Source organism: Celeribacter naphthalenivorans, assembly GCF_020524585.1.
Classification (GTDB): Bacteria; Pseudomonadota; Alphaproteobacteria; order Rhodobacterales; family Rhodobacteraceae; genus Celeribacter; species Celeribacter naphthalenivorans.
On sequence record NZ_JAIVLK010000005.1, the window covers coordinates 60,778 to 79,156 of the forward strand.

Consider the following 18,379-nt stretch of genomic DNA (forward strand, 5'->3'; position numbering starts at 1 on the left):
CGCTTTATAATCTGACACCTTCTTTTGGAGGACTGCGTTAGACCGCTTTGATCTCTTCGGCCAGCGCGTAAATCTGGTCGAGGTCCAGATGGGCCTCGATATGGTCGGCCAGCGCATCCAGTGTCTGCTCCACCGTGGCGTCGAAATTCATCCCAGTGGTTTCCGCGCCAAACCGTGCCAAATAGGCCGCACGAAACAAATCCGCCGTGAACAATCCATGCAGATAGCATCCCATCACGCGCCCGTCCTCTGACGCGGCGCCTTCGGGACGTCCCTCCACGGTGAGCCAAGCGCGGGCCATGTCGGGACCGTCGGTGCGCCCGATGTGGATTTCATAGGCGCGCAGCTCATGCCCGCTGGCGTGATCTGTCGCCACCACCTCGGCCAACCTTTTGTCGCCGCCCATCGTGGTCTCGATGTTCAAATATCCAAGGCCCGGATGACGTCCTTTTGGCCCTTCGATGCCGTCCGGGTCGTCAATCCACTGGCCAAGCATCTGATATCCGCCGCAAATCCCTAAAACATGACCGCCGCGCCGGAGATGAGCGTGCAGGTCGATGTCCCAGCCCTGCGCCCGGAAAAACGCCAGATCGCCGAGCGTCGATTTCGTGCCGGGGAGCAGCACCAGATCGGCCTCGCCGGGCAGGGGCTGGCCCGGTTCCACAATCTGCACCGTCACATCGGGTTCTGCGGCGAGCGGGTCGAGATCGTCGAAATTCGCGATCCGCGAGAGTTTTGGCACGGCGATCTTGATCTTGCCACCTCCGCGAGAGCTGATCTCCATCACATCCTCTGCGGGCAGGCGATGCGCCTCGGGAAACCACGGCAGCGTGCCAAGATCGGCCCAACCGGTGCGCTGGGCGATGTCTTTCGAACCTTCCTCGAACAGTTTTGGATCACCCCGAAATTTGTTGACGGCAAAGCCCCGGATGCGCGCGCGATCTTCGGACGAGAGCACAGTGTGAGAGCCGACCAGCTGTGCGATCACGCCGCCCCGGTCGATGTCGCCGACCAAAATGACGGGCAGATCGGCAGCCTCGGCAAAGCCCATATTGGCAATGTCGCCTTTTCGCAGATTGGTCTCCGCCGGGCTTCCGGCGCCTTCGATCACCACGAGATCGGCGGGGGCGGCAAGGCGGTGGAAGCTTTCCAACACTTTGGGCATCAGGTTGGGCTTTTCCTGACCATAATCGCGTGCCTTGAGCGTGCCCATGCGTTTGCCTTGCACCACGACCTGCGCGCCGCTTTCGCTTTCAGGCTTTAACAGCACGGGGTTCATGTCGGAATGCGGAGTGAGGCCGCAGGCCCGGGCCTGAAGCGCCTGCGCGCGGCCGATTTCGCCGTCATCTTGGGTCACGGCGGCATTGTTCGACATGTTTTGCGGCTTGAAAGGCGCGACTTTGAGCCCGCGACGGGTGAAGGCCCGGCACAGCCCCGCCACCAACATGGATTTGCCCACGTTAGAGCCCGTGCCCTGGATCATGATCGCCTTGGCCATATACCTCTCCCTTTTGTGCTCCTGAGTATTTGAGCTGCAATGAAGAGGGAAGGGGTTAATCCTCGCCGGGGCCACGGCGGCGGATGCCCGGATAGGGGGTGCCGTCGAGATGGAAATAGAAATTGTCTTTGTCGGTGTCCGCCATCAGATCGAGCCCGGGGTAATAAACCCGCTCGCCGGCTTTGCGCGAGCCGATTTCAAGCACGACCACATCGCTGTCGGTGTCGTTGCGCAGGGCGTGGCCGACCTCAACGCCGGCTTTGAAGCCTGCACAATCTCCCGGCGAAAGGTGTTCTTCGGTCTCGCCGTAGACCAGCGTCGGGTGACCCGCGACGATATAGACAAACTCGTCTTCCTGTTCGTGCCAATGGGGTAGGGCGGAACTGCTGCCGGGCGGCAGAGTGGTCAGGTTGACGCCGAATTGTGTCAGCCCCGCCTGATCGCCAAGCGCGCGTTTGACGCGGTCGCGAGTGCCGAGGTGGTGCGGCGGCGGGTAGAGGGTGCCGATCTTGGGCGAGATAGCGGCTATGTCGATTTTCTTGCTCATGTGGCTCTCCTTTGAAAGATAGCATGCGCGCAAAAGAAAAGACGCGCCAGCAGCTTGGCGCGTCTTGTTCAAAACATCGGCAATTGCGTATTTACGCGGCCTCTGCAGCCTCTTGGGCGTGACGACGTTCGCTTTCCTCGCGCGAGAGCGCGACGGAGGTCCGAATGCCTTTAGAGACGAATTCCATCAGACCGGAGACGACACGTTCACACGGGTCGATGCCGGCACAGGACAGAACTTCACGGCCATCACGAGACCGCGCCCAGCGGGCGATCTGTTCCGGGCCATTGCCATATTTTTTGTCATCGGCGATCGCATCATCGAGCGCAGCCAAAACAACAGCGGCAAAAAGTTTGCGTGCGCGTTGTCCTTGCTCGTAATTGAATGCGGTGCCATCCACGAACTCAGCCATGAGTTATCCTTGTATTATTGCTCTTGTCTTTCTGGCGTGCGGGCCCTTATGGCAGGTTTGTAACGATTCGGATACAACGCAAATGCATATCTAAGTTGCATTTGCTGCATATCTGTTCGCGCCATCATCCTGCCCCGACCCGACGAGACAAAGCGGTACTCCATACACTTGCGCGCCCAAAAGGGCAGACGTCGTGAGCCTTGTCAGCCTGCGACTGGCCAGATATAGGGTGCGCTGAGATATCTTCAACCAAACGCCACGGTTTAGTGACATGCCCAAAATCAACGGTAACGAAATCCGCCCCGGCAATGTGCTGGAACATGACGGGGGCCTTTGGGCCGCTGTGAAAGTCGACCACGTGAAGCCCGGCAAGGGCGGCGCCTTTGCTCAGGTCGAAATGAAAAACCTCCGCGATGGGCGCAAGCTCAACGAGCGCTTCCGTTCCGCCGACAAGGTCGAGCGCGTGCGTCTTGAGCAGAAAGACATGCAGTTCCTTTATGAGAGCGACGGTCTTTTGAACATCATGGACACCGAGACCTATGAACAGGTCACGATCCCCGCTGACATTCTGGGCGAACGCCGCCCGTTCCTTCAGGACGGCATGACCATCGTCGTGGAATTCTATGAGGAAGAGGCGCTGAACGCGACCTTGCCGCAGAAAGTCGTCTGCAAAATCGTCGAAACCGAGCCGGTCGTCAAAGGCCAGACGGCTGCGAACTCCTTCAAACCCGCTATGCTCGACAACGGCGTGCGCGTCATGGTGCCGCCGTTCGTGGGCACCGATGAGGACATCGTGGTGAACACCGAGACCATGGAGTACTCGGAGCGTGCCTGAGGCACGACGGAATACTCGGAGCGCGCCTGACGCTAAGGTCTTTCGCTGAAATTAAAAAAGCCGCTCCTTTCGGGCGGCTTTTTTTTCCAGGGGGGGCGAGGATTACCCCGCCCGAAGGCCAAGGATTTTACGGGCCTGCGACGGGGTCGCGATAGGGCGGTTGTGGCGCTGGGCGGCCAGAGCCGCGAGCTCCACCAAAGCCGCATTCGAGGGCGCAAGGGTGTTTTTGTCGAGGCGGATGTTGTCCTCAAGCCCTGTGCGCAGGTGACCACCTGCGGCTGCGGCCCATTCGTTGACCTCGAGCTGATGCCGCCCGATGCCCGCCGCACACCACGGAATATCATCGCCGAACAGATCATGCACCGTGTCGACATAAATATCGAACACTCGTTTGACCGCTGGCATGGCGTTTTTCACCCCCATGACGAATTGCACATAAGGCCGCGCGCCGATCTGGGCGTGTTCCATCATGTCGTGGGCTTTGTAGATATGCGACAGATCGAAGGCCTCGATCTCCGGTTTGACACCAAAGGTCTTCATTTCCGAGGCGAGCCAATCGACAAGGTCCGGCGGGTTCTCATAGACACGGGTCGGAAAATTGTTCGAGCCCACGGACAGCGAGGCCATCGGCGGGCGCAGGGACAACATGCCACCGCGCGTCTTGCCCGCGCCGGAGCGACCGCCAGTCGACAGCTGAACGATCATGCCGGGACAGTGAAGCTGAATCCCCTCCATCAACCGCCCGAAACGTTCGGGGTCAGAGGTCGGTTTGCCCTCGTCGTCGCGGACATGGCAATGCGCGATGGAAGCCCCCGCCTCATAGGCCTCATGGGTGCTTTCGATCTGTTCGGAAATGGTGATCGGCACAGCCGGGTTGTCGGCCTTGGTCGGCAAGGAGCCGGTGATCGCCACACAAATAATACAGGGTTTGCCCGCGACATCGCTCATGGTCGCCTTTTCCTTTCAATCGGACTGCCGTTACGGCGTACAAATTGCCTCCCGTAGGCGCGCCCATCATGGCGACACCTGCGCGAATTGAACAGAAAAGAGTTTGCGATTTTGTTAAAGCGTGATGAGAGCCTCACCGGCCTTGAGTGTGCCCTTGGCCCGATCATAGCGCAGATAGGCGATGGCGCGTCCGCCGGATTGGGTGAACAGCGTGCCTGCGGTCTTGCCATCCTCGGTCAAAATCTCGGTGCCGACGGGGGCAGCGCCGGTGATCTCGACCTGTTTCAAGCCTTTGCGCAGCTCGGTCTTGTGGTGCATCCGGGCGGTGACTTCCTGGCCGACATAACAGCCTTTCTTGAAGTTCACGCCGTGCAGCTGCGCGAAACCTGCTTCCAAGATGAACGTGTCCGGGGTGAGTTCCACGCCAAACTCCGGCACGCAATGCGCCACGCGGATCGCATCCCAATCGACGTTCTCCGAGGGCCGCCCGTCATAGGCACGCCAGCCCATCTCGGGCGTGCGGGGATCTTGAAAGGCGCCCTCAGGAGCTGTGCCCAAGCCCCGAGACACCACGCGATCCGTCGAGGTCAGCGTGACTTTCGAGCGCAATTTATACATGGTGAGGCGCTTCATCAGGCTCTCTTCTTCAGAGGCCGGGATGTCCATCAGCACCACGTCGCCCTCGGGGACGAGGAAGAAATCGACGAGGAATTTGCCCTGCGGCGTCAAAAGCGCGGCATAGACCGCGCCGGTCTCAAGGCCTTTGACATCATTGGTGATCATGCCTTGCAAGAAGTGCAGCCGGTCTTCACCCGAGATTTCGATCACTTTGCGCGCGTGGTCAGTCATGTGAACCCTTTCCCCTTTTGTTGCCCTTCATATAGGAAGGAGAGAAGCCAAGAGAAGCTGCAACTCTGCCGGGGGGCCTATGCGCGCACCAATTTCTGTCATCATCCCGACGCTGAACGCGACGCCAAAGTTGCGGGAGACGATGCTGTCTCTGATGGAGGGGCTGGATGCCGGGCTGGTGCGCGAGCTGATCCTGACGGATGGCGGCTCCACCGATGGGGTGGAGAAGATGGCGGATTTCGTGGGTGCCGAGTTGGTGATCGGTGCGCCCGGACGCGGCGCGCAGCTCAAACGTGGCGCAGAGGCGGCCCAAGGCGATTGGTTGCTGTTTCTCCATGCCGACACCTGGATGCCGGAGGGCTGGGCCGAGGCGACCGTGCAGCATCTCGCGAAATCCTATGACCGCGCGCTGGTCTACCGGCTGTCGTTTCGCGACGCCCAAGGCGCGGGGCCGAAAATGACCGCAGGCTGGGCCAATCTGCGCACGAAGCTGTTCGATCTGCCCTATGGCGATCAGGCGCTGTTGATCTCGCGCGAGCTTTACGACGAGATCGGCGGCTTTGCCGAGCTGCCTTTGATGGAAGACGTCGATATCGCCCGCCGCCTCAAGGGCAGGATCGCGCTTAGTCCTTTGCGCGTCCAAACAGACCCATCACGTTACCAAACATCCGGCTGGTGGCGGCAAGGAGGCCGGAACCTTTGGCGTCTTCTGCGCTATCGTTGCGGGGCCGCCCCAGAGCGCCTCGCACGGGGCTACCGTCCATAACGGTGCGCCCGTCGGCATATTGCAGGCGATAGAGATCGGCATAGAGACCGCCGCGCGCGAGCAATTCATCATGGGTGCCTTCGTCCACCACGCGGCCTTTGTCCATCACCACGATCTTGTCGGCGTTACGAATGGTCGAGAGCCGGTGGGCGATCACCAAAGTGGTGCGGCCTTTCGACAGCTCTTCGAGCGCGTTCTGCACGATTTTCTCGGATTGCGCATCGAGCGCCGAGGTGGCTTCGTCCAAGAGCAACACAGGCCGGTTGCGCAACACGGCGCGGGCGATGGCGACACGCTGACGCTGGCCGCCCGAGAGGCCCGATCCGCGCGGTCCCACGGGCGTGTCGAGACCATGGTCCAGACGGCTGGCGAAATCCTCGACATGGGCGGCTTTGAGCGCGGCTTTCAGGCGTGCGTCATCGACTTCAGTGCCCATGAGCACGTTGTCCCGCAGGCTTTCGTCGAACAAAAGCGCATCTTGCGAGACCACGGAATAGAGCCCGCGCAAATCCGTCAGGCCCAGTTTCGTGGTCGGCACACCGCCAATGTTGATCTGGCCTTTGATCGGATCCGCGAGGCGCGTCATCAAATGGAACAGCGTCGATTTCCCGGCACCAGACGCGCCCACAAGCGCGGTGGTCTTGCCCGCTTCGGCGGTAAAGGTCGTGCCGCGCAACACGGGCGAGTCGGCATAAGCGAATTCCACATTCTCGAACCGGATGTCGGCCTTTGAGGCCGGCACGGGCAGGGAAACGGGCTTCGCGGGGCTGGTGATGTCCGGGCGTTCGTTGAAAATGGCGTAGATGCGCTCCAAAGAGGCGCGCGCCGCCTGCCATGAGCCGGAGACATTGCCGAGACGGCGCAGGGGTTCGAAGACAACGGCCATGGCGGTGAAAAACGACATGAATTCGCCGACGGTCTTCGTGCCGTCGATGATCTGTTGCCCGCCGTAGAGAAGCACCCCGAAAAAGCCGAGCCCTGCGACCAAGTCCATCAGCGCGGGAATGCCTGCCTGACCGGCGTCAGAGCGAATCTGCGCGCTCACCAGATCGGAGATTTCATCCTCGAACCGATCCGCCTCACGGCGTTCTGTGCCGGAGAGTTTGATCGTCGTTGCGCCGTGGAAAATCTCATCCAAACGGGTCGAAACGCGGGCAGAGGCGGCCCGGGCGCGGCGCGTTGTCCGGCGCACGAGGTTTTGCAGCACAGTGACAGGAACGGCCAAAAGCGGCGCGCCTGCCACTGCGATCAGGGTCCAGCGCCAATCGACAGAGATCGCCACAGCCAGTAGCGAGACCAGCATGATGACATCGCGGAAGGCGGCGGAAAGCACCGTGCTCCATACACCCGCCGCCGCACCGCTGTCGCCGCGGGTGCGTTCGATCAGCGTGCCCGGCGGGTTGTCCTGAAAGAACCGCCCGTCGAGTGTCAGCATATGCGCGACCAGATTGCCCTGAAGTTTGGCCGAGACCTTTTGCCCGACCCGCGACATGAGCACACGCTGACCAAAGGAGGCCAGAGCGCGCAAGGAAAAGACGCCGAAGACCGCGAAAGCGACCCAAAAGAGGGCGTTGGATTCGCCTGCCACCAGCACCTTGTCGAACATCGGTTCGATCAGGGAGGCGAAGACCCCCAACATGGCGCCCTCGATCGACATGAGGATGAGGGCGATGATCACCAGACCGATATGAGAGCTAAGATAGTCCCGCCACATCCAGCGGATCAGCACTTTCGACGGCGTCTCCGGGATGTGTTGCAACCCGCGCCCTTTCGGTTTCGTGGCGTCCGTGGTGGGGGCGGTGGACGGGGGAGGCGTGTGCTTTGGCTCTGTCATGGGAAGGATCGCATTGTCTTGAACCTGCGGGCTTTTTCTCGGTCGTAACGGGTCAGGAACCAGTCACGGATCGGGATCGGCCCGTTTTCTTCCACGTCTTTTTCATAAAGCCGCAGGATGTAATCGAGAATGCCGGTTTTCGTGCTTTTGAGATGCATGAAACGCCAGGACAGCATTTTTTTTGCCTCTTCGATCGAGGCCCCTTCACAATGCATGAGATAAAGCGCCGCCGCCATGCCAGCCCGGTCAGCACCGGATTTGCAATGGATCACAAAGGGTTTTTCGAGCGAGGCCAGAATGTCGATCTGTTCGACATAATCCGCGCCTTTAAGCGCATTGCGGGCGCCCGCCTTTTGCGTGATGACAAGATTGAGACCATGCGCTTCGCAAGCCTGCTTTTCGAGCAAGGTATAAGACACATCCTTGTCGCCTCTGAGCGACAGCACCGTTTTGATCCCCATCTTGGCATATTGGGCGATCCGACGCGGCGAGGGCTGGTTCGAACGCCATGCGCCGGGGGCAAATTCATAGAGATTTGTCCAGAGCCCACGCAGAAACGCATGGTCGAACAAGTGGAAATGCCACATCGCCAGACGCCGGGTGCGCGGGGTCGTGACGTCATTGCCGAACTGACCGACCTCTGCGCGTTCAAGTTTCTTGAACCCTTTTTTCAGCGTTTTGAACATCCGGTCCATTCCCATGAAAGATCGCGTCTCTTTAGCCGTCTTTGGACATTGGAGCAAGCGAGGCGGGGCAGGTGTCATCCCTGCAAGACCGATGTGCCATCAGATGCAATTGACGCAGGCGTGGCCCGGCGTTAGTCGAAAGAGCTTCACAGATTTTCGAGGTTTCTCATGTCTCTTGCCAACGGCCGTCATTATCTCGCCATTCCGGGACCTTCCGTGATCCCCGATCCCGTGTTGCAGGCCATGCATCGCCCGGCGCCGAACATTTACACCGGCGAGTTGGTGGAGCTGACCCACGGTCTGATCCCCGATCTCAAGACCATCGCCGGGACCTCTGGCCATGTGGCGCTTTATATCACCAATGGTCATGGCCTTTGGGAAGCCTCTCTCACCAATATGATTTCGCGCGGGGACAAGGTTCTGGTCTGTGTGACCGGCAATTTCGGCCACGGCTGGGCCGATGTCGCGGCGCGTCTGGGCGCCAATGTGGAAATTCTCGACTTCGGCAAACAGGCCCCGGTCGATCCCGCCCGCCTCGAAGCGGCTTTGAAGGCCGATACCGCACATGAGATCAAGGTGGTGCTCGCCACCCATGTGGACACCGCGACCTCCGTGCGCAACGACATCGCCTCGATCCGCAAGGCCATCGACGCCGCCGGGCACCCTGCTGTCTTTGGGGTCGATTCCATTGCGTCTCTTGGCTGTGACCGGTTCAAAATGGACGCCTGGGGCGTCGATGTGATGATCGCGGCGTCGCAAAAGGGGCTGATGACGCCTCCGGGCATGGGGTTTGTCTGGTTCTCGGAGAAGGCCCGTCAGGAGGGGATGGGCAATGATCTGCGCACGCCCTATTGGGACTGGGAAACGCGGGCCAAGCCGGTGCATCTCTACGAATATTTCGACGGCACGCCGCCGACGCATCACCTGTATGGTCTGCGTCAGGCCGTCACAATGATCTTGGACGAAGGTCTGGAAAACGTCTGGGCGCGGCATGAAACGCTGGCGCGGGCCTATTGGGCCGCCATCGAGACCTGGGGGCAGGGCGGTGAGCTGCGCTTTAACATCGCCGATCCGGCTTACCGCTCGCATGCGGTGTCGACGCTGAGCCTCGGCGCTGGCGACGGCACGCGGTTGCGCTCATGGCTGACCGAGCATCTCGGGATCACCTTGGGGATTTCTTTGGGCTTTGGCGACATCGGCTCGCCCGAGGCTGACGGCTATTTCCGCATCGGTCACATGGGCCATATTAATGCGCATATGGTGCTGGGCATCATTGGCGCGATGGAAACAGGGTTTACGGCGCTCGATATTCCGCATGGCGAAGGCGGCTCTGTTGCAGCGGCCAAGCTCTTGGCCAGCCGAGTGTGATCTTCACTTGTGATCTAGAGGGGCCTTCGGGCCCCTTTTTCTTCTGCTGTGATCAGGCCTTCCAGCATGTGAGGCGCAGGGCTTCGACCTCTCTCCCATGCGTTAACCTTAATCAGATTAACCTTAATGCGAGGCGAGGGGGCGTGGTGCAAAGTCTGGGGCGTTAGTCCAAATCCGCAAGCGCCAGAGGCAGACGCTCCGCGAAAATCTCGATCTCTTCGGGCAGCCCGACAGAGACGCGGATGCAGCGATCCAAGGGCGCCACGCCGGGCATGCGGACAAAGACGCCACGGGCATCGAGTGCCTTGACCAGCGCCCGCGCATACTCGCCATCGCGGCCGCAATCCATCGTGACGAAATTCGTCGCCGACGGCAGTGGTGTCAAACCTGCCGATTGTGCGATTTGTGCAAGTCTTTCGCGGCCCTGTGTCACCTTTTCGTTGGTCTCAGCCAGATAGGCCTGATCCTCAAGCGCCGCCAAAGCCCCTGCCTGCGCCATCCGGTTCACGCCGAAATGGTTGCGGATTTTGTCAAAGCTCATGGCGATGTCACGATGCGCAATGCCATAGCCGACACGGGCGCCTGCCATGCCATAAGCCTTTGAAAAGGTGCGAAAGCGGATCACACGGGCGTTCGAAGTGTCGAGCGCTGGGCGGGTGCTCTCCGGTGCGAACTCGGTATAGGCCTCGTCCAAGATCATCAGACAGCCCTCTGGCACGGCGTCAATCATCGCCTGCACGGTTTCCGCCCGATGCACAGATCCCATCGGATTGTTCGGATTGGACAAGTAAACCAGCTTGGCGCCGACCTCTTTTGCCTTGGCAATCAGCGCCTCGGGGTCCTCAAAGTCGCCCTTATATGGCACGGTGTGCAGCACGCCGCCAAAGCCCGCGACATGGTAGTTGAACGTCGGATAAGAGCCCGCCGAGGTGACCACCGCATCGCCCGGACCGACATAGAGCCGGACAAGGTTGCCCAGAAGGCCGTCGATGCCTTCGCCGACGGTGATCTCATCTGCGTCAATGCCATGGTGCGCGGCCAAAGCCAGTCGCAAATTGCGATTTTCCGGTTCGCCATATTTCCAGACACCGCTCAGACTGTCGGCCATCGCCTCCAAGGCCTTCGGAGAGGGGCCAAAGGACAGCTCATTGGCGCCCAGACGGGCGTCGAAAGCCGTGCCACGCAGCTCTTCCATGCGCTCTGGCGCGACGAAAGGCACGGTGGCGGGCAGGGATTGGGCGAGCGGGGTTTGGCGTGTGTCTGTCATACCGGCTTCCTGCCCCAAAGCGCGGGGGCGCGCAAGCGCCGCAACGTCAGACATGACGGATTTGCGCGTGTTGATAATGTGGGCGCAGGAGGACCCGCCATGACCGTCATGCTCGAGATCAAAGACCACATCGCCCATCTGACCCTCAATCGCCCCGACAAGATGAACGCGGTGACCGAAGGCATGATTGTTGATCTTCTGGCGCATGTGGCGGCGATTGCCTCCTCAAACGCTCGTGTCGTTTTGCTTTCGGGCGCGGGCAAGGCCTTTTGCGCCGGGCTTGATACTTCGAATTTCCAACGCTTCCTGGCCGAAGATCTGGATCAACTCGTGATGGAGCGCACCCATGGCGACGCGAACGCGTTTCAGGCCTTCTCTCTCGCACTCTACGATCTGCCGATCCCGGTGATTGCCGCGATCAACGGTCCCTGTTTCGGCGCGGGCATGCAGTTGGCCATTGCCGCCGACATGCGTGTCGCGTCCCCCGAAGCTCACCTGTCGATCATGGAGATGAAATGGGGGCTGATCCCGGACATGGGCGGGATGATACTTTTCCCGCGCGTGCTGAGATCAGATGTGCTGCGGCTGCTGACCTATACCAATGACATCGTCCCTGCCGACCGCGCGGCAGAACTGGGCCTCGTCACCGAAGTGGCCGAAGACGCGCACAGGCGCGCCTTGGAGATCGCCACCACCATCGCCAGCAAAAGCCCCTCTGCTATGCGCGCCGCCAAGCGGTTGATCGACACGGCGGAAACCTCGCAGGATCGTGCGCATGTCCTCATGGAGGAAAGCCGCGCACAGCGGGCGTTGATCGGCACGAAAGATCAGATGGAAAGCGTCATGGCACAGATGCAGGGCCGCGCGGCCAAATACGACTGAGCCCCGTGTTTCCTTTGCTGCTCTAAATACTCAAAAGGCCCGCCGGTGTGGCGAGCCTTTCATGAGTATTTTGACCAAGAAAAAGATCAGGCGATCTCGGAGAGGCGCGCGAGTGCGGCCTTGAGTTTGCCCTCTTCCTCTTCGCGGGCGGCGAGGTTTTCCTGCGCCTCGGCGACGACCTCTTCGGGCGCGCTGTCCACGAATTTCGGGTTGTTCAGCCGACCGCGCAGACCGCCCAGCTCTTTGGCCAATTTGCCCAAAGCTTTTTCCAGACGCGCCTTTTCCTCGGCGATGTCGATCACGCCTTCGAGGGGTAGGGCGAAGGTGCCGCCCGCCACAGAAATGGTGATCGCGCCTTTCGGCATTGCACCTTCGGAGAGGCTGTCGAGGCGGGCGAGTTTCATGATCATCGCTTCGTTGTTGGCCCAGGCGGTTTTGCCCGCCTCGTTCAGCTCGACCTGCACCATCGGGATTTTGAGACCCGCAGGGACGTGGACCTCGGCGCGCGAGGACCGGATGCTCTCGATCAGGTCGATCACCCAGTTCATTTCCGCATCGGCCTCCGCGTCAATCAGATCGGAGGACAGCTCCGGCCAATCGGTGAGCGCAAGCATGCCACGACCCGGTTTGATCGTGCCCCAAAGCTCTTCGGTGATGAAGGGCATGATCGGGTGCAGCATGACGAGTGCCTGATCGAGGACCCAGCCCATGGTCTGACGGGTCTCGGCCTTGGTCGCCTCATCGCCATCGTAAAACAGCGGCTTCGACAGTTCGACATACCAGTCACAGAGCTTGCCCCAGACAAAGGCATAGAGCGCATTGGCTGCATCGTTAAACCGGTATTCCTCGAAGGCGGTGTTGACCTCAGAGAGCACCTTGGCGGTTTCGCCGATGATCCATTTGTTGACGGTCGCGCTGGGCGTCGGGATGACACCCGGCTCATAGGCCTCAAACACCTCGTTCATCTCGGCAAAGCGCGCGGCGTTCCAGATCTTTGTGGTGAAGTTCCGGTAGCCTTTGATGCGGTCGACGGAGAGTTTGAGCACACCACCGATGGAGGCCATGGAGGCATTGGTAAAGCGCAGCGCATCGGCGCCGTATTCGTCGATGATCTCCAGCGGGTCGATGACGTTGCCGGTGGTTTTCGACATCTTCTTGCCCTTCTCGTCGCGGACGAGCTGGTGCAAATAGATGGTGTGGAACGGGATTTCGTCCACCACGGCAAGTTGCATCATCATCATCCGGGCGACCCAGAAGAACAGGATGTCAAAGCCCGTGACCAAGACATCGGTCGGGAAATATTTCGACGTGCTCTCGTCCCAATTCGGCCAGCCCAGCGTGCCGATCGGCCAGAGGCCGGAAGAGAACCAGGTGTCGAGAACGTCCGGGTCACGCCACACCGGGTAGACCAGTTTGGTCGGGTCCTGGGTGACGTTATATTGCGCGAGGCCTTCGGCGAAGGCTTCGATGCCTGCTTGGCGATCTGCGACCTCAATGACGCGGCAGTGGTTCAGCGGCGTCGGCAGGTTGTCCATATCAGCGAAGAATTTCGCATGCACGGCGTCGAAGTCCGACGCGCAGTGGTGGACGGAACCGGCGTGCAACATGCCGCCCTCCGTCAGAAGTCGCATGAGTTCGACCTCATCCAAAGCGCCATCGCCCTCGTCGTCTTTGAAGTTCGGCGCGGAGAGATCGAGGCCGTACCAGACAGGGATCTGATGCCCCCACCAGAGCTGACGCGAAATACACCAGGGTTCGATGTTCTCGAGCCAGTGGTAGTAGGTCTTCTCGCCGCTTTCCGGCATGATTTTTGTGCGGCCAGAGCGCACAGCGTCCAGCGCGGGGCCGACAACTTTCTCGGCGTCCACATACCATTGATCGGTCAGCATCGGCTCGATCACGACTTTGGAGCGGTCGCCGAAAGGCTGCATGATCGGTTTGTCTTCGACATAGGGGACGGTCTCGGTCACCTCGGACTCATTGCCGTCCTCGTCTTTGACCTTCTTGGTCACCGTGGTCATCACGGCGAGGCCTTCACCGTTGATCTCGGACACAACGGCCTTGCGCGCCTCGAAGCGGTCGAGACCACGCAGGTGATCCGGCACAAGGTTGATCGTGTCGACTTCGGCCTCGGTAAACGGTTTGCCCGCGAGGATTTCCGCGGCCAGAAGGGCGCTGTCCTCATAGGACAACCCGTCGGCGCGCATCGCGCCTTTGGTGTCCATCAGGCGGTACATCGGCAAGTTGCCACGTTTCGCGACCTGATAGTCGTTGAAATCATGCGCACCGGTGATTTTCACTGCACCGGAGCCGAAATTCATATCCGGGTAGTCGTCGGTGATGATCGGGATCAGGCGGCGATGCTCTTTCGGGCCGACCGGGATTTCGCAGAGCTTGCCGACGATGGGCGCATAGCGTTCATCATCCGGGTGCACTGCGACGGCACCGTCGCCCAGCATGGTTTCGGGGCGCGTCGTGGCGATGGAAATGTAGTCGCGCTCCTCTTCGACGATGACATTGCCGTCCTCGTCCTTCTCCACATAGGTGTAGGTCTCACCACCCGCGAGCGGGTATTTGAAGTGCCACATATGGCCCGCAACTTCGATGTTCTCGACTTCGAGATCGGAGATCGCTGTTTCGAAATGCGGGTCCCAGTTCACAAGCCGTTTGCCGCGATAAATCAAGCCCTTGTCGTACATGTCGACAAAGACCTTGATCACGGCGTCATGGAAATTCGGGCTGTTTTCATGGCCGATGCGCGGATCACCCGGCGCGCCGGCCATGGTGAAAGCGTTGCGCGACCAGTCGCACGACGACCCAAGACGTTTGAGCTGGTTGATGATCGTGGCGCCGTATTTGCCCTTCCACTCCCAAACCTTCTCGATGAAGGCGTCGCGGCCCAATTCGGCACGCGACGGCTGGCCGGTTTTGGCAAGCTCTTTTTCAACCATCAACTGCGTGGCGATGCCCGCATGGTCCTGACCCGGCTGCCAGAGTGTGTCAAAGCCGCGCATCCGGTGCCAGCGCACCAAAATATCCTGAATGGTGTTGTTGAACGCGTGTCCGACGTGCAAAGCGCCCGTGACGTTGGGCGGCGGGATCATGATGGTAAAGGTCTCGTCGCGGCTCTTGTTGGCCCCGGCCTTGAAGGCGCCCGCCTTTTCCCATTCCGCATAGATGCGGGCTTCCGCCTCATGTGCGTCGAATGTCTTTTCCATCGCCATTTTATGTCTCGCTCAGTCGGATTTCGTTCGGTTCTTTTCGTCCCGGGATGTTTAGCCTGTGCGCGGATGAAGGAAAAGGGCGAAAGACCGGAGGGGCGGCGGCGAGAAAGCGTCGCAGGCGGGCGAAATTTGACCTGATGTTAACGGCTGTCGTGCAAACAGCTCCTCGGAAGAAGAGAGGAGAGCCCCATGAGCGGGACGCCATCGCGTCTAGAGAGACTGGCCGACCGGATGAGCCGCAGTGCCTGGCATAATGGCGTGGCCTTGTCGCTTTATGATCGCGAAACCGGGCGGGAAACCCATGTCGGCGGCGGCGCGTTGGACAAACGCACGCCCTATTTTGCGACGGGGGTGACCAAACTCTTTGTGACGGCGATCCTCTTGCAGCTCTGCGAAGAGGAGAAAATCGACCTCGATGCGCCTTTTCTGCGTTACATCGGGGATCGGACGCCGTTTCTGGATTTGCACGTGAAAGAGGGCGTGGATCGTACCGATCAGGTCACGATCAAGCATCTGATGTCGCACACCTCCGGATTTGGCGATTATTTTCTTCTGAAATATCAGGCGCGTGCGCTCAAGCATCAGGTCGCCGAGGGGGTCGATAGCTCCTGGGGGTTCGAGGATGTGTTGCTGCGTGCCCGCTCGCACGGCGCTGTTTTCGCACCGGGAGAGGGCACGCGGGCCAGTTACACCGACACGAATTTTCACATCCTCGGGCGTGTGATCGAAGAGATCGAGGGCATGAGCTTTGCCCGCGCCGTGCAAACCCGCATTGCGGACCGGCTCGGGCTTCGGGCCACTTATGTCTATTGCGATCCCTCCGATCATCGGCCCGTAGACCCGATGTCGCGGAGCCGCGAAATCCATGTGCCGCGCACTCTGGCGTCGTTTCAGGCCGATGGCGGCATCGTGACGACCTCGCGCGAGTCCATGGTCTTCGCGCGTGGCTTTTTCGAGGGCTATCTCTTCGACAAACGGGTCTTGCCGCGGCTTTATAGCTGGCGGCCCATCGTGTTTTCGGCGGAATATGGCGCGGGGCTGATGCATATGCAGTTGCCCTGGTGGATGACCGTGCCCTATCGGTTGCGCTATTGCCTCATGGACCTGTTCCGTGCGCCGCCACGTCTGATCGGGCATATCGGTCGGGGCTCGGTCTGTTTCTATGCGCCCGATGAGGGGGTCTATGTGGCGGGGACGGTCAATCAACTCAATGATCCGGCGCGCGGGTTGGTGTTTGCCATGCGTGGCGTCGAAGAGGTGGCGGGGCGTATCCGGTCGCAACAGATGCGTGACGCGCGCCTGCATCCCATGCAAAACACGCCTGCCGCACCGCGCCACTGATCGACGTTCAAAGTGCGATCAAATGGAGCGGTCGAATTTCACCGAGAGATGGATGAGGCTTTCGATGTCCTGCACGCCGGTGATGCCATTGATCTGATCGAGGGTCTGGTCGATCTCTTCTGTTGTCTCGCAGGAGATTTGCGCGATCAGATCGACACGCCCGGTCGAGGTCGCGACCATCTCCACCTCCGGCAATGCCTTGAGTTTCGTCACCACCGAGGCCGAGGTGCGGGGTTCGACCTGGATGAGCACCGTCGCCTTGATCCGCCGTGCCAGCGCCACATCGCCAAGTTTGATCGTATAGCCCGCGATGATGCCCGTGGTCTCCAACCGCTCAAGGCGCGCCTGCACGGTCGAACGCGCCACTTTGAACCGGCGCGCGAGTCGCGACACGGAGGTCGAGGAATCGGCGGCCAGTGCCATCAGAATCTTGTTGTCGAGATCGTCCATAATCGTCTCCCAAGGCGCAGGAGGCGGGCCGGACAGCCCGTCAAATCTGCGCCATGTCAATTTGACCGATCATTTCGTCAGAATGACCGGCATTCCGCATGATTTTACCCTTTCGAACGGCAAAATCAACACGCATATAGCGATCATTGATTTACAGGATCAAAGGGCGGTCGAGACCCCCGGGAGACCCCGGACGACCTGCACCTGGCCTGGTTCGGATTCACCGCGTAAGCGCAATCCCAACCGGACTTTTCCCGGGCAAGATGTGGCTGCGCTCTGTTGGTAAAGGACGACACCAATGGGGCTCTCTAAAACCATCTGGGCAACGCCCAGCGAATTCCTGCGCACTCATGCTCCCGAGCATCCGGTGCTGTTCTTCTCTCCCTCGATCCTGCAAGCGACCGCGCGTCGTTTTCTCAAAGGATTTCCCGGGCTTGTGACCTATGCGGTCAAATCCAACCCGGATGAAGGCGTGCTCGCCAACCTCGTCGCCGCTGGCGTCAAAGGGTTCGACGTGGCCTCGCCCGTCGAGATGGACACCATTGCCCGCATCGCGCCGGGTGCCGCCATGCATTACAACAACCCGGTCCGGTCGCGCACCGAGATCCTGCACGCCGTCAAAATGGGCGTGAAATCCTACTCCGTGGACAGCCACTCCGAGCTGGTGAAGCTTGGCGAATTGGTGCCTGCGGACGGTGTCGAGATTTCCGTGCGCTTCAAACTGCCGGTCGAAGGCGCGGCCTACAACTTTGGCGCCAAATTCGGTGCGACCGTTGAGCTGGCCGCCGAGCTTCTGACGCTTGCCTCTCAGCTCGGCTTCACGCCGTCCTTGACCTTCCACCCGGGCACGCAATGCACCGATCCGCACGCATGGGACAAATACATCCGTGCCGCCGCCGAGATCGCTCGCATGGCCGATGTCAAAATCGCGCGTCTGAACGTGGGCGGCGGTTTCCCGTCTCACCGTTTGAACGAAGTCGTGCCGCAACTCGAGCCGACCTTCGACCTCATCGGTCGTGTGGCGCGTGAGGCCTTTGGCGACGACATGCCGGCGCTGGTCTGTGAGCCGGGCCGTGGTCTTGTGGCCGAAAGCTATAGCCTCGTGACCCGCGTTAAAGCGATCCGTGACGATGCCCATGTGTTCCTGAACGATGGCGTCTACGGCGGTCTGTCCGAGCTGCACCTCGTCGGTGTGATCGACCGCATCGGCGTGTTCGGCCCGCAAGGCGTCAAACGCGAGGGCGAGACCGTGAACCGCACGGTGTTTGGCCCGACCTGCGACAGCCTCGACAAACTGCCGTCCGAGCTGGCTTTCCCGGTGACGATGGAAGAGGAAGATCACGTGATTTTCTACGGCCTCGGCGCCTACTCCTTGGCGACCGCGACGAAGTTCAACGGCTTCGGTCAGATCACCGTGGAAACCGTGCACCGTCATTTGTGATCGGGTCTTTCTGAGATACGCCTGAGAGTCG

At 60.3% G+C, this 18,379-nt stretch carries 15 protein-coding genes and 1 pseudogene; 6 read left to right on the plus strand and 10 right to left on the minus strand.

The genetic code is table 11. From position 1 onward, the window contains the following. Positions 1–37: 37 nt before the first annotated feature. From LC094_RS11770 to LC094_RS11780, 3 genes are all read right to left on the minus strand, one after another. Positions 38–1,498 (minus strand): cobyric acid synthase, encoded by a 1,461-nt coding sequence (locus tag LC094_RS11770; protein ID WP_226552994.1) that lies wholly within the window; start codon positions 1,496–1,498, stop codon positions 38–40. A 55-nt stretch (positions 1,499–1,553) separates the two neighbouring features. Then, positions 1,554–2,045 carry a cupin domain-containing protein gene (locus tag LC094_RS11775; protein ID WP_226552995.1) on the minus strand — a complete coding sequence of 164 codons (492 nt, stop codon included), beginning with the start codon at positions 2,043–2,045 and terminating at the stop codon, positions 1,554–1,556. A 91-nt stretch (positions 2,046–2,136) separates the two neighbouring features. Further along, positions 2,137–2,457 carry a DUF6280 family protein gene (locus LC094_RS11780; protein WP_043868949.1) on the minus strand — a complete coding sequence of 107 codons (321 nt, stop codon included), beginning with the start codon at positions 2,455–2,457 and terminating at the stop codon, positions 2,137–2,139. A gap of 271 nt (positions 2,458–2,728) precedes the next feature. Here LC094_RS11780 and efp point away from each other — a divergent pair, with 271 nt between their 5' ends. Beyond that, positions 2,729–3,292 carry an elongation factor P gene (gene efp, locus LC094_RS11785; protein ID WP_226552996.1) on the plus strand — a complete coding sequence of 188 codons (564 nt, stop codon included), beginning with the start codon at positions 2,729–2,731 and terminating at the stop codon, positions 3,290–3,292. Between the two features lie 102 nt (positions 3,293–3,394). Here efp and LC094_RS11790 read toward each other — a convergent pair whose 3' ends face one another. Both LC094_RS11790 and ygfZ read right to left on the minus strand, forming a co-directional pair. Then, positions 3,395–4,240 carry a BKACE family enzyme gene (locus LC094_RS11790; protein ID WP_226552997.1) on the minus strand — a complete coding sequence of 282 codons (846 nt, stop codon included), beginning with the start codon at positions 4,238–4,240 and terminating at the stop codon, positions 3,395–3,397. A gap of 114 nt (positions 4,241–4,354) precedes the next feature. Next, positions 4,355–5,089 carry a CAF17-like 4Fe-4S cluster assembly/insertion protein YgfZ gene (ygfZ, locus tag LC094_RS11795; RefSeq protein ID WP_226552998.1) on the minus strand — a complete coding sequence of 245 codons (735 nt, stop codon included), beginning with the start codon at positions 5,087–5,089 and terminating at the stop codon, positions 4,355–4,357. Positions 5,090–5,168: 79 nt separating this feature from the next. Between ygfZ and LC094_RS11800 the strand changes: the two are divergent. Continuing rightward, a pseudogene (locus tag LC094_RS11800) lies at positions 5,169–5,786 on the plus strand (glycosyltransferase); the annotation flags it as partial. Here the strand turns inward: LC094_RS11800 and LC094_RS11805 are convergent. Together LC094_RS11805 and LC094_RS11810 are read right to left on the minus strand one after the other, a co-directional pair. Further along, positions 5,713–7,689, minus strand: a complete 1,977-nt coding sequence (locus LC094_RS11805) for an ABC transporter ATP-binding protein (RefSeq protein ID WP_404814998.1) — start codon at positions 7,687–7,689, stop codon at positions 5,713–5,715. The pseudogene LC094_RS11800 and the gene LC094_RS11805 overlap by 74 nt on opposite strands. After that, positions 7,686–8,390: a phosphatase domain-containing protein gene (locus LC094_RS11810; protein ID WP_226553000.1), complete on the minus strand. Its 705-nt coding sequence runs from the start codon at positions 8,388–8,390 to the stop codon at positions 7,686–7,688. The genes LC094_RS11805 and LC094_RS11810 overlap by 4 nt, the downstream gene beginning before the upstream one ends. A gap of 153 nt (positions 8,391–8,543) precedes the next feature. On the opposite strand from LC094_RS11810, the gene LC094_RS11815 reads away from it, so the two are divergent. Beyond that, positions 8,544–9,743 (plus strand): pyridoxal-phosphate-dependent aminotransferase family protein, encoded by a 1,200-nt coding sequence (locus LC094_RS11815; RefSeq protein ID WP_226553001.1) that lies wholly within the window; start codon positions 8,544–8,546, stop codon positions 9,741–9,743. A 163-nt stretch (positions 9,744–9,906) separates the two neighbouring features. Here the strand turns inward: LC094_RS11815 and LC094_RS11820 are convergent, their stop codons facing one another. After that, positions 9,907–11,010 carry a pyridoxal phosphate-dependent aminotransferase gene (locus LC094_RS11820; protein WP_226553002.1) on the minus strand — a complete coding sequence of 368 codons (1,104 nt, stop codon included), beginning with the start codon at positions 11,008–11,010 and terminating at the stop codon, positions 9,907–9,909. Positions 11,011–11,109: 99 nt separating this feature from the next. Here LC094_RS11820 and LC094_RS11825 point away from each other — a divergent pair, with 99 nt between their 5' ends. Then, a complete protein-coding gene (locus LC094_RS11825) occupies positions 11,110–11,892 on the plus strand; it encodes a crotonase/enoyl-CoA hydratase family protein (protein WP_226553003.1) in 783 nt (260 codons plus the stop codon). 86 nt (positions 11,893–11,978) lie between these two features. Here the strand turns inward: LC094_RS11825 and LC094_RS11830 are convergent, their stop codons facing one another. Then, the gene (locus tag LC094_RS11830) at positions 11,979–15,116 is read right to left on the minus strand and encodes a valine--tRNA ligase (RefSeq protein ID WP_226553004.1); all 3,138 of its coding nucleotides are present in this window, start codon (positions 15,114–15,116) and stop codon (positions 11,979–11,981) included. Between the two features lie 189 nt (positions 15,117–15,305). Between LC094_RS11830 and LC094_RS11835 the strand changes: the two genes are divergently transcribed. Further along, on the plus strand, positions 15,306–16,457 hold the full coding sequence (locus LC094_RS11835) for a serine hydrolase domain-containing protein (RefSeq protein WP_226553005.1): 1,152 nt from the start codon (positions 15,306–15,308) through the stop codon (positions 16,455–16,457). A gap of 18 nt (positions 16,458–16,475) precedes the next feature. On the opposite strand, the gene LC094_RS11840 is transcribed toward LC094_RS11835, so the two are convergent. Beyond that, positions 16,476–16,907: an Lrp/AsnC family transcriptional regulator gene (locus LC094_RS11840; RefSeq protein WP_226553006.1), complete on the minus strand. Its 432-nt coding sequence runs from the start codon at positions 16,905–16,907 to the stop codon at positions 16,476–16,478. A 298-nt stretch (positions 16,908–17,205) separates the two neighbouring features. Between LC094_RS11840 and LC094_RS11845 the strand changes: the two genes are divergently transcribed. Then, positions 17,206–18,348 carry a type III PLP-dependent enzyme gene (locus LC094_RS11845; protein WP_226553007.1) on the plus strand — a complete coding sequence of 381 codons (1,143 nt, stop codon included), beginning with the start codon at positions 17,206–17,208 and terminating at the stop codon, positions 18,346–18,348. Positions 18,349–18,379 lie beyond the last annotated feature (31 nt).

Excerpts from the sequence above, each read along its gene's own strand:
- LC094_RS11770 (WP_226552994.1), bottom strand. The coding sequence starts at position 1,498 with ATGGCCAAGGCGATCATGATCCAGGGCACGGGCTCTAACGTGGGCAAA.
- LC094_RS11775 (WP_226552995.1), bottom strand. The coding sequence starts at position 2,045 with ATGAGCAAGAAAATCGACATAGCCGCTATCTCGCCCAAGATCGGCACC.
- LC094_RS11780 (WP_043868949.1), bottom strand. The coding sequence starts at position 2,457 with ATGGCTGAGTTCGTGGATGGCACCGCATTCAATTACGAGCAAGGACAA.
- efp (WP_226552996.1), top strand. The coding sequence starts at position 2,729 with ATGCCCAAAATCAACGGTAACGAAATCCGCCCCGGCAATGTGCTGGAA.
- LC094_RS11790 (WP_226552997.1), bottom strand. The coding sequence starts at position 4,240 with ATGAGCGATGTCGCGGGCAAACCCTGTATTATTTGTGTGGCGATCACC.
- ygfZ (WP_226552998.1), bottom strand. The coding sequence starts at position 5,089 with ATGACTGACCACGCGCGCAAAGTGATCGAAATCTCGGGTGAAGACCGG.
- LC094_RS11805 (WP_404814998.1), bottom strand. The coding sequence starts at position 7,689 with ATGACAGAGCCAAAGCACACGCCTCCCCCGTCCACCGCCCCCACCACG.
- LC094_RS11810 (WP_226553000.1), bottom strand. The coding sequence starts at position 8,390 with ATGGGAATGGACCGGATGTTCAAAACGCTGAAAAAAGGGTTCAAGAAA.
- LC094_RS11815 (WP_226553001.1), top strand. The coding sequence starts at position 8,544 with ATGTCTCTTGCCAACGGCCGTCATTATCTCGCCATTCCGGGACCTTCC.
- LC094_RS11820 (WP_226553002.1), bottom strand. The coding sequence starts at position 11,010 with ATGACAGACACACGCCAAACCCCGCTCGCCCAATCCCTGCCCGCCACC.
- LC094_RS11825 (WP_226553003.1), top strand. The coding sequence starts at position 11,110 with ATGACCGTCATGCTCGAGATCAAAGACCACATCGCCCATCTGACCCTC.
- LC094_RS11830 (WP_226553004.1), bottom strand. The coding sequence starts at position 15,116 with ATGGCGATGGAAAAGACATTCGACGCACATGAGGCGGAAGCCCGCATC.
- LC094_RS11835 (WP_226553005.1), top strand. The coding sequence starts at position 15,306 with ATGAGCGGGACGCCATCGCGTCTAGAGAGACTGGCCGACCGGATGAGC.
- LC094_RS11840 (WP_226553006.1), bottom strand. The coding sequence starts at position 16,907 with ATGGACGATCTCGACAACAAGATTCTGATGGCACTGGCCGCCGATTCC.
- LC094_RS11845 (WP_226553007.1), top strand. The coding sequence starts at position 17,206 with ATGGGGCTCTCTAAAACCATCTGGGCAACGCCCAGCGAATTCCTGCGC.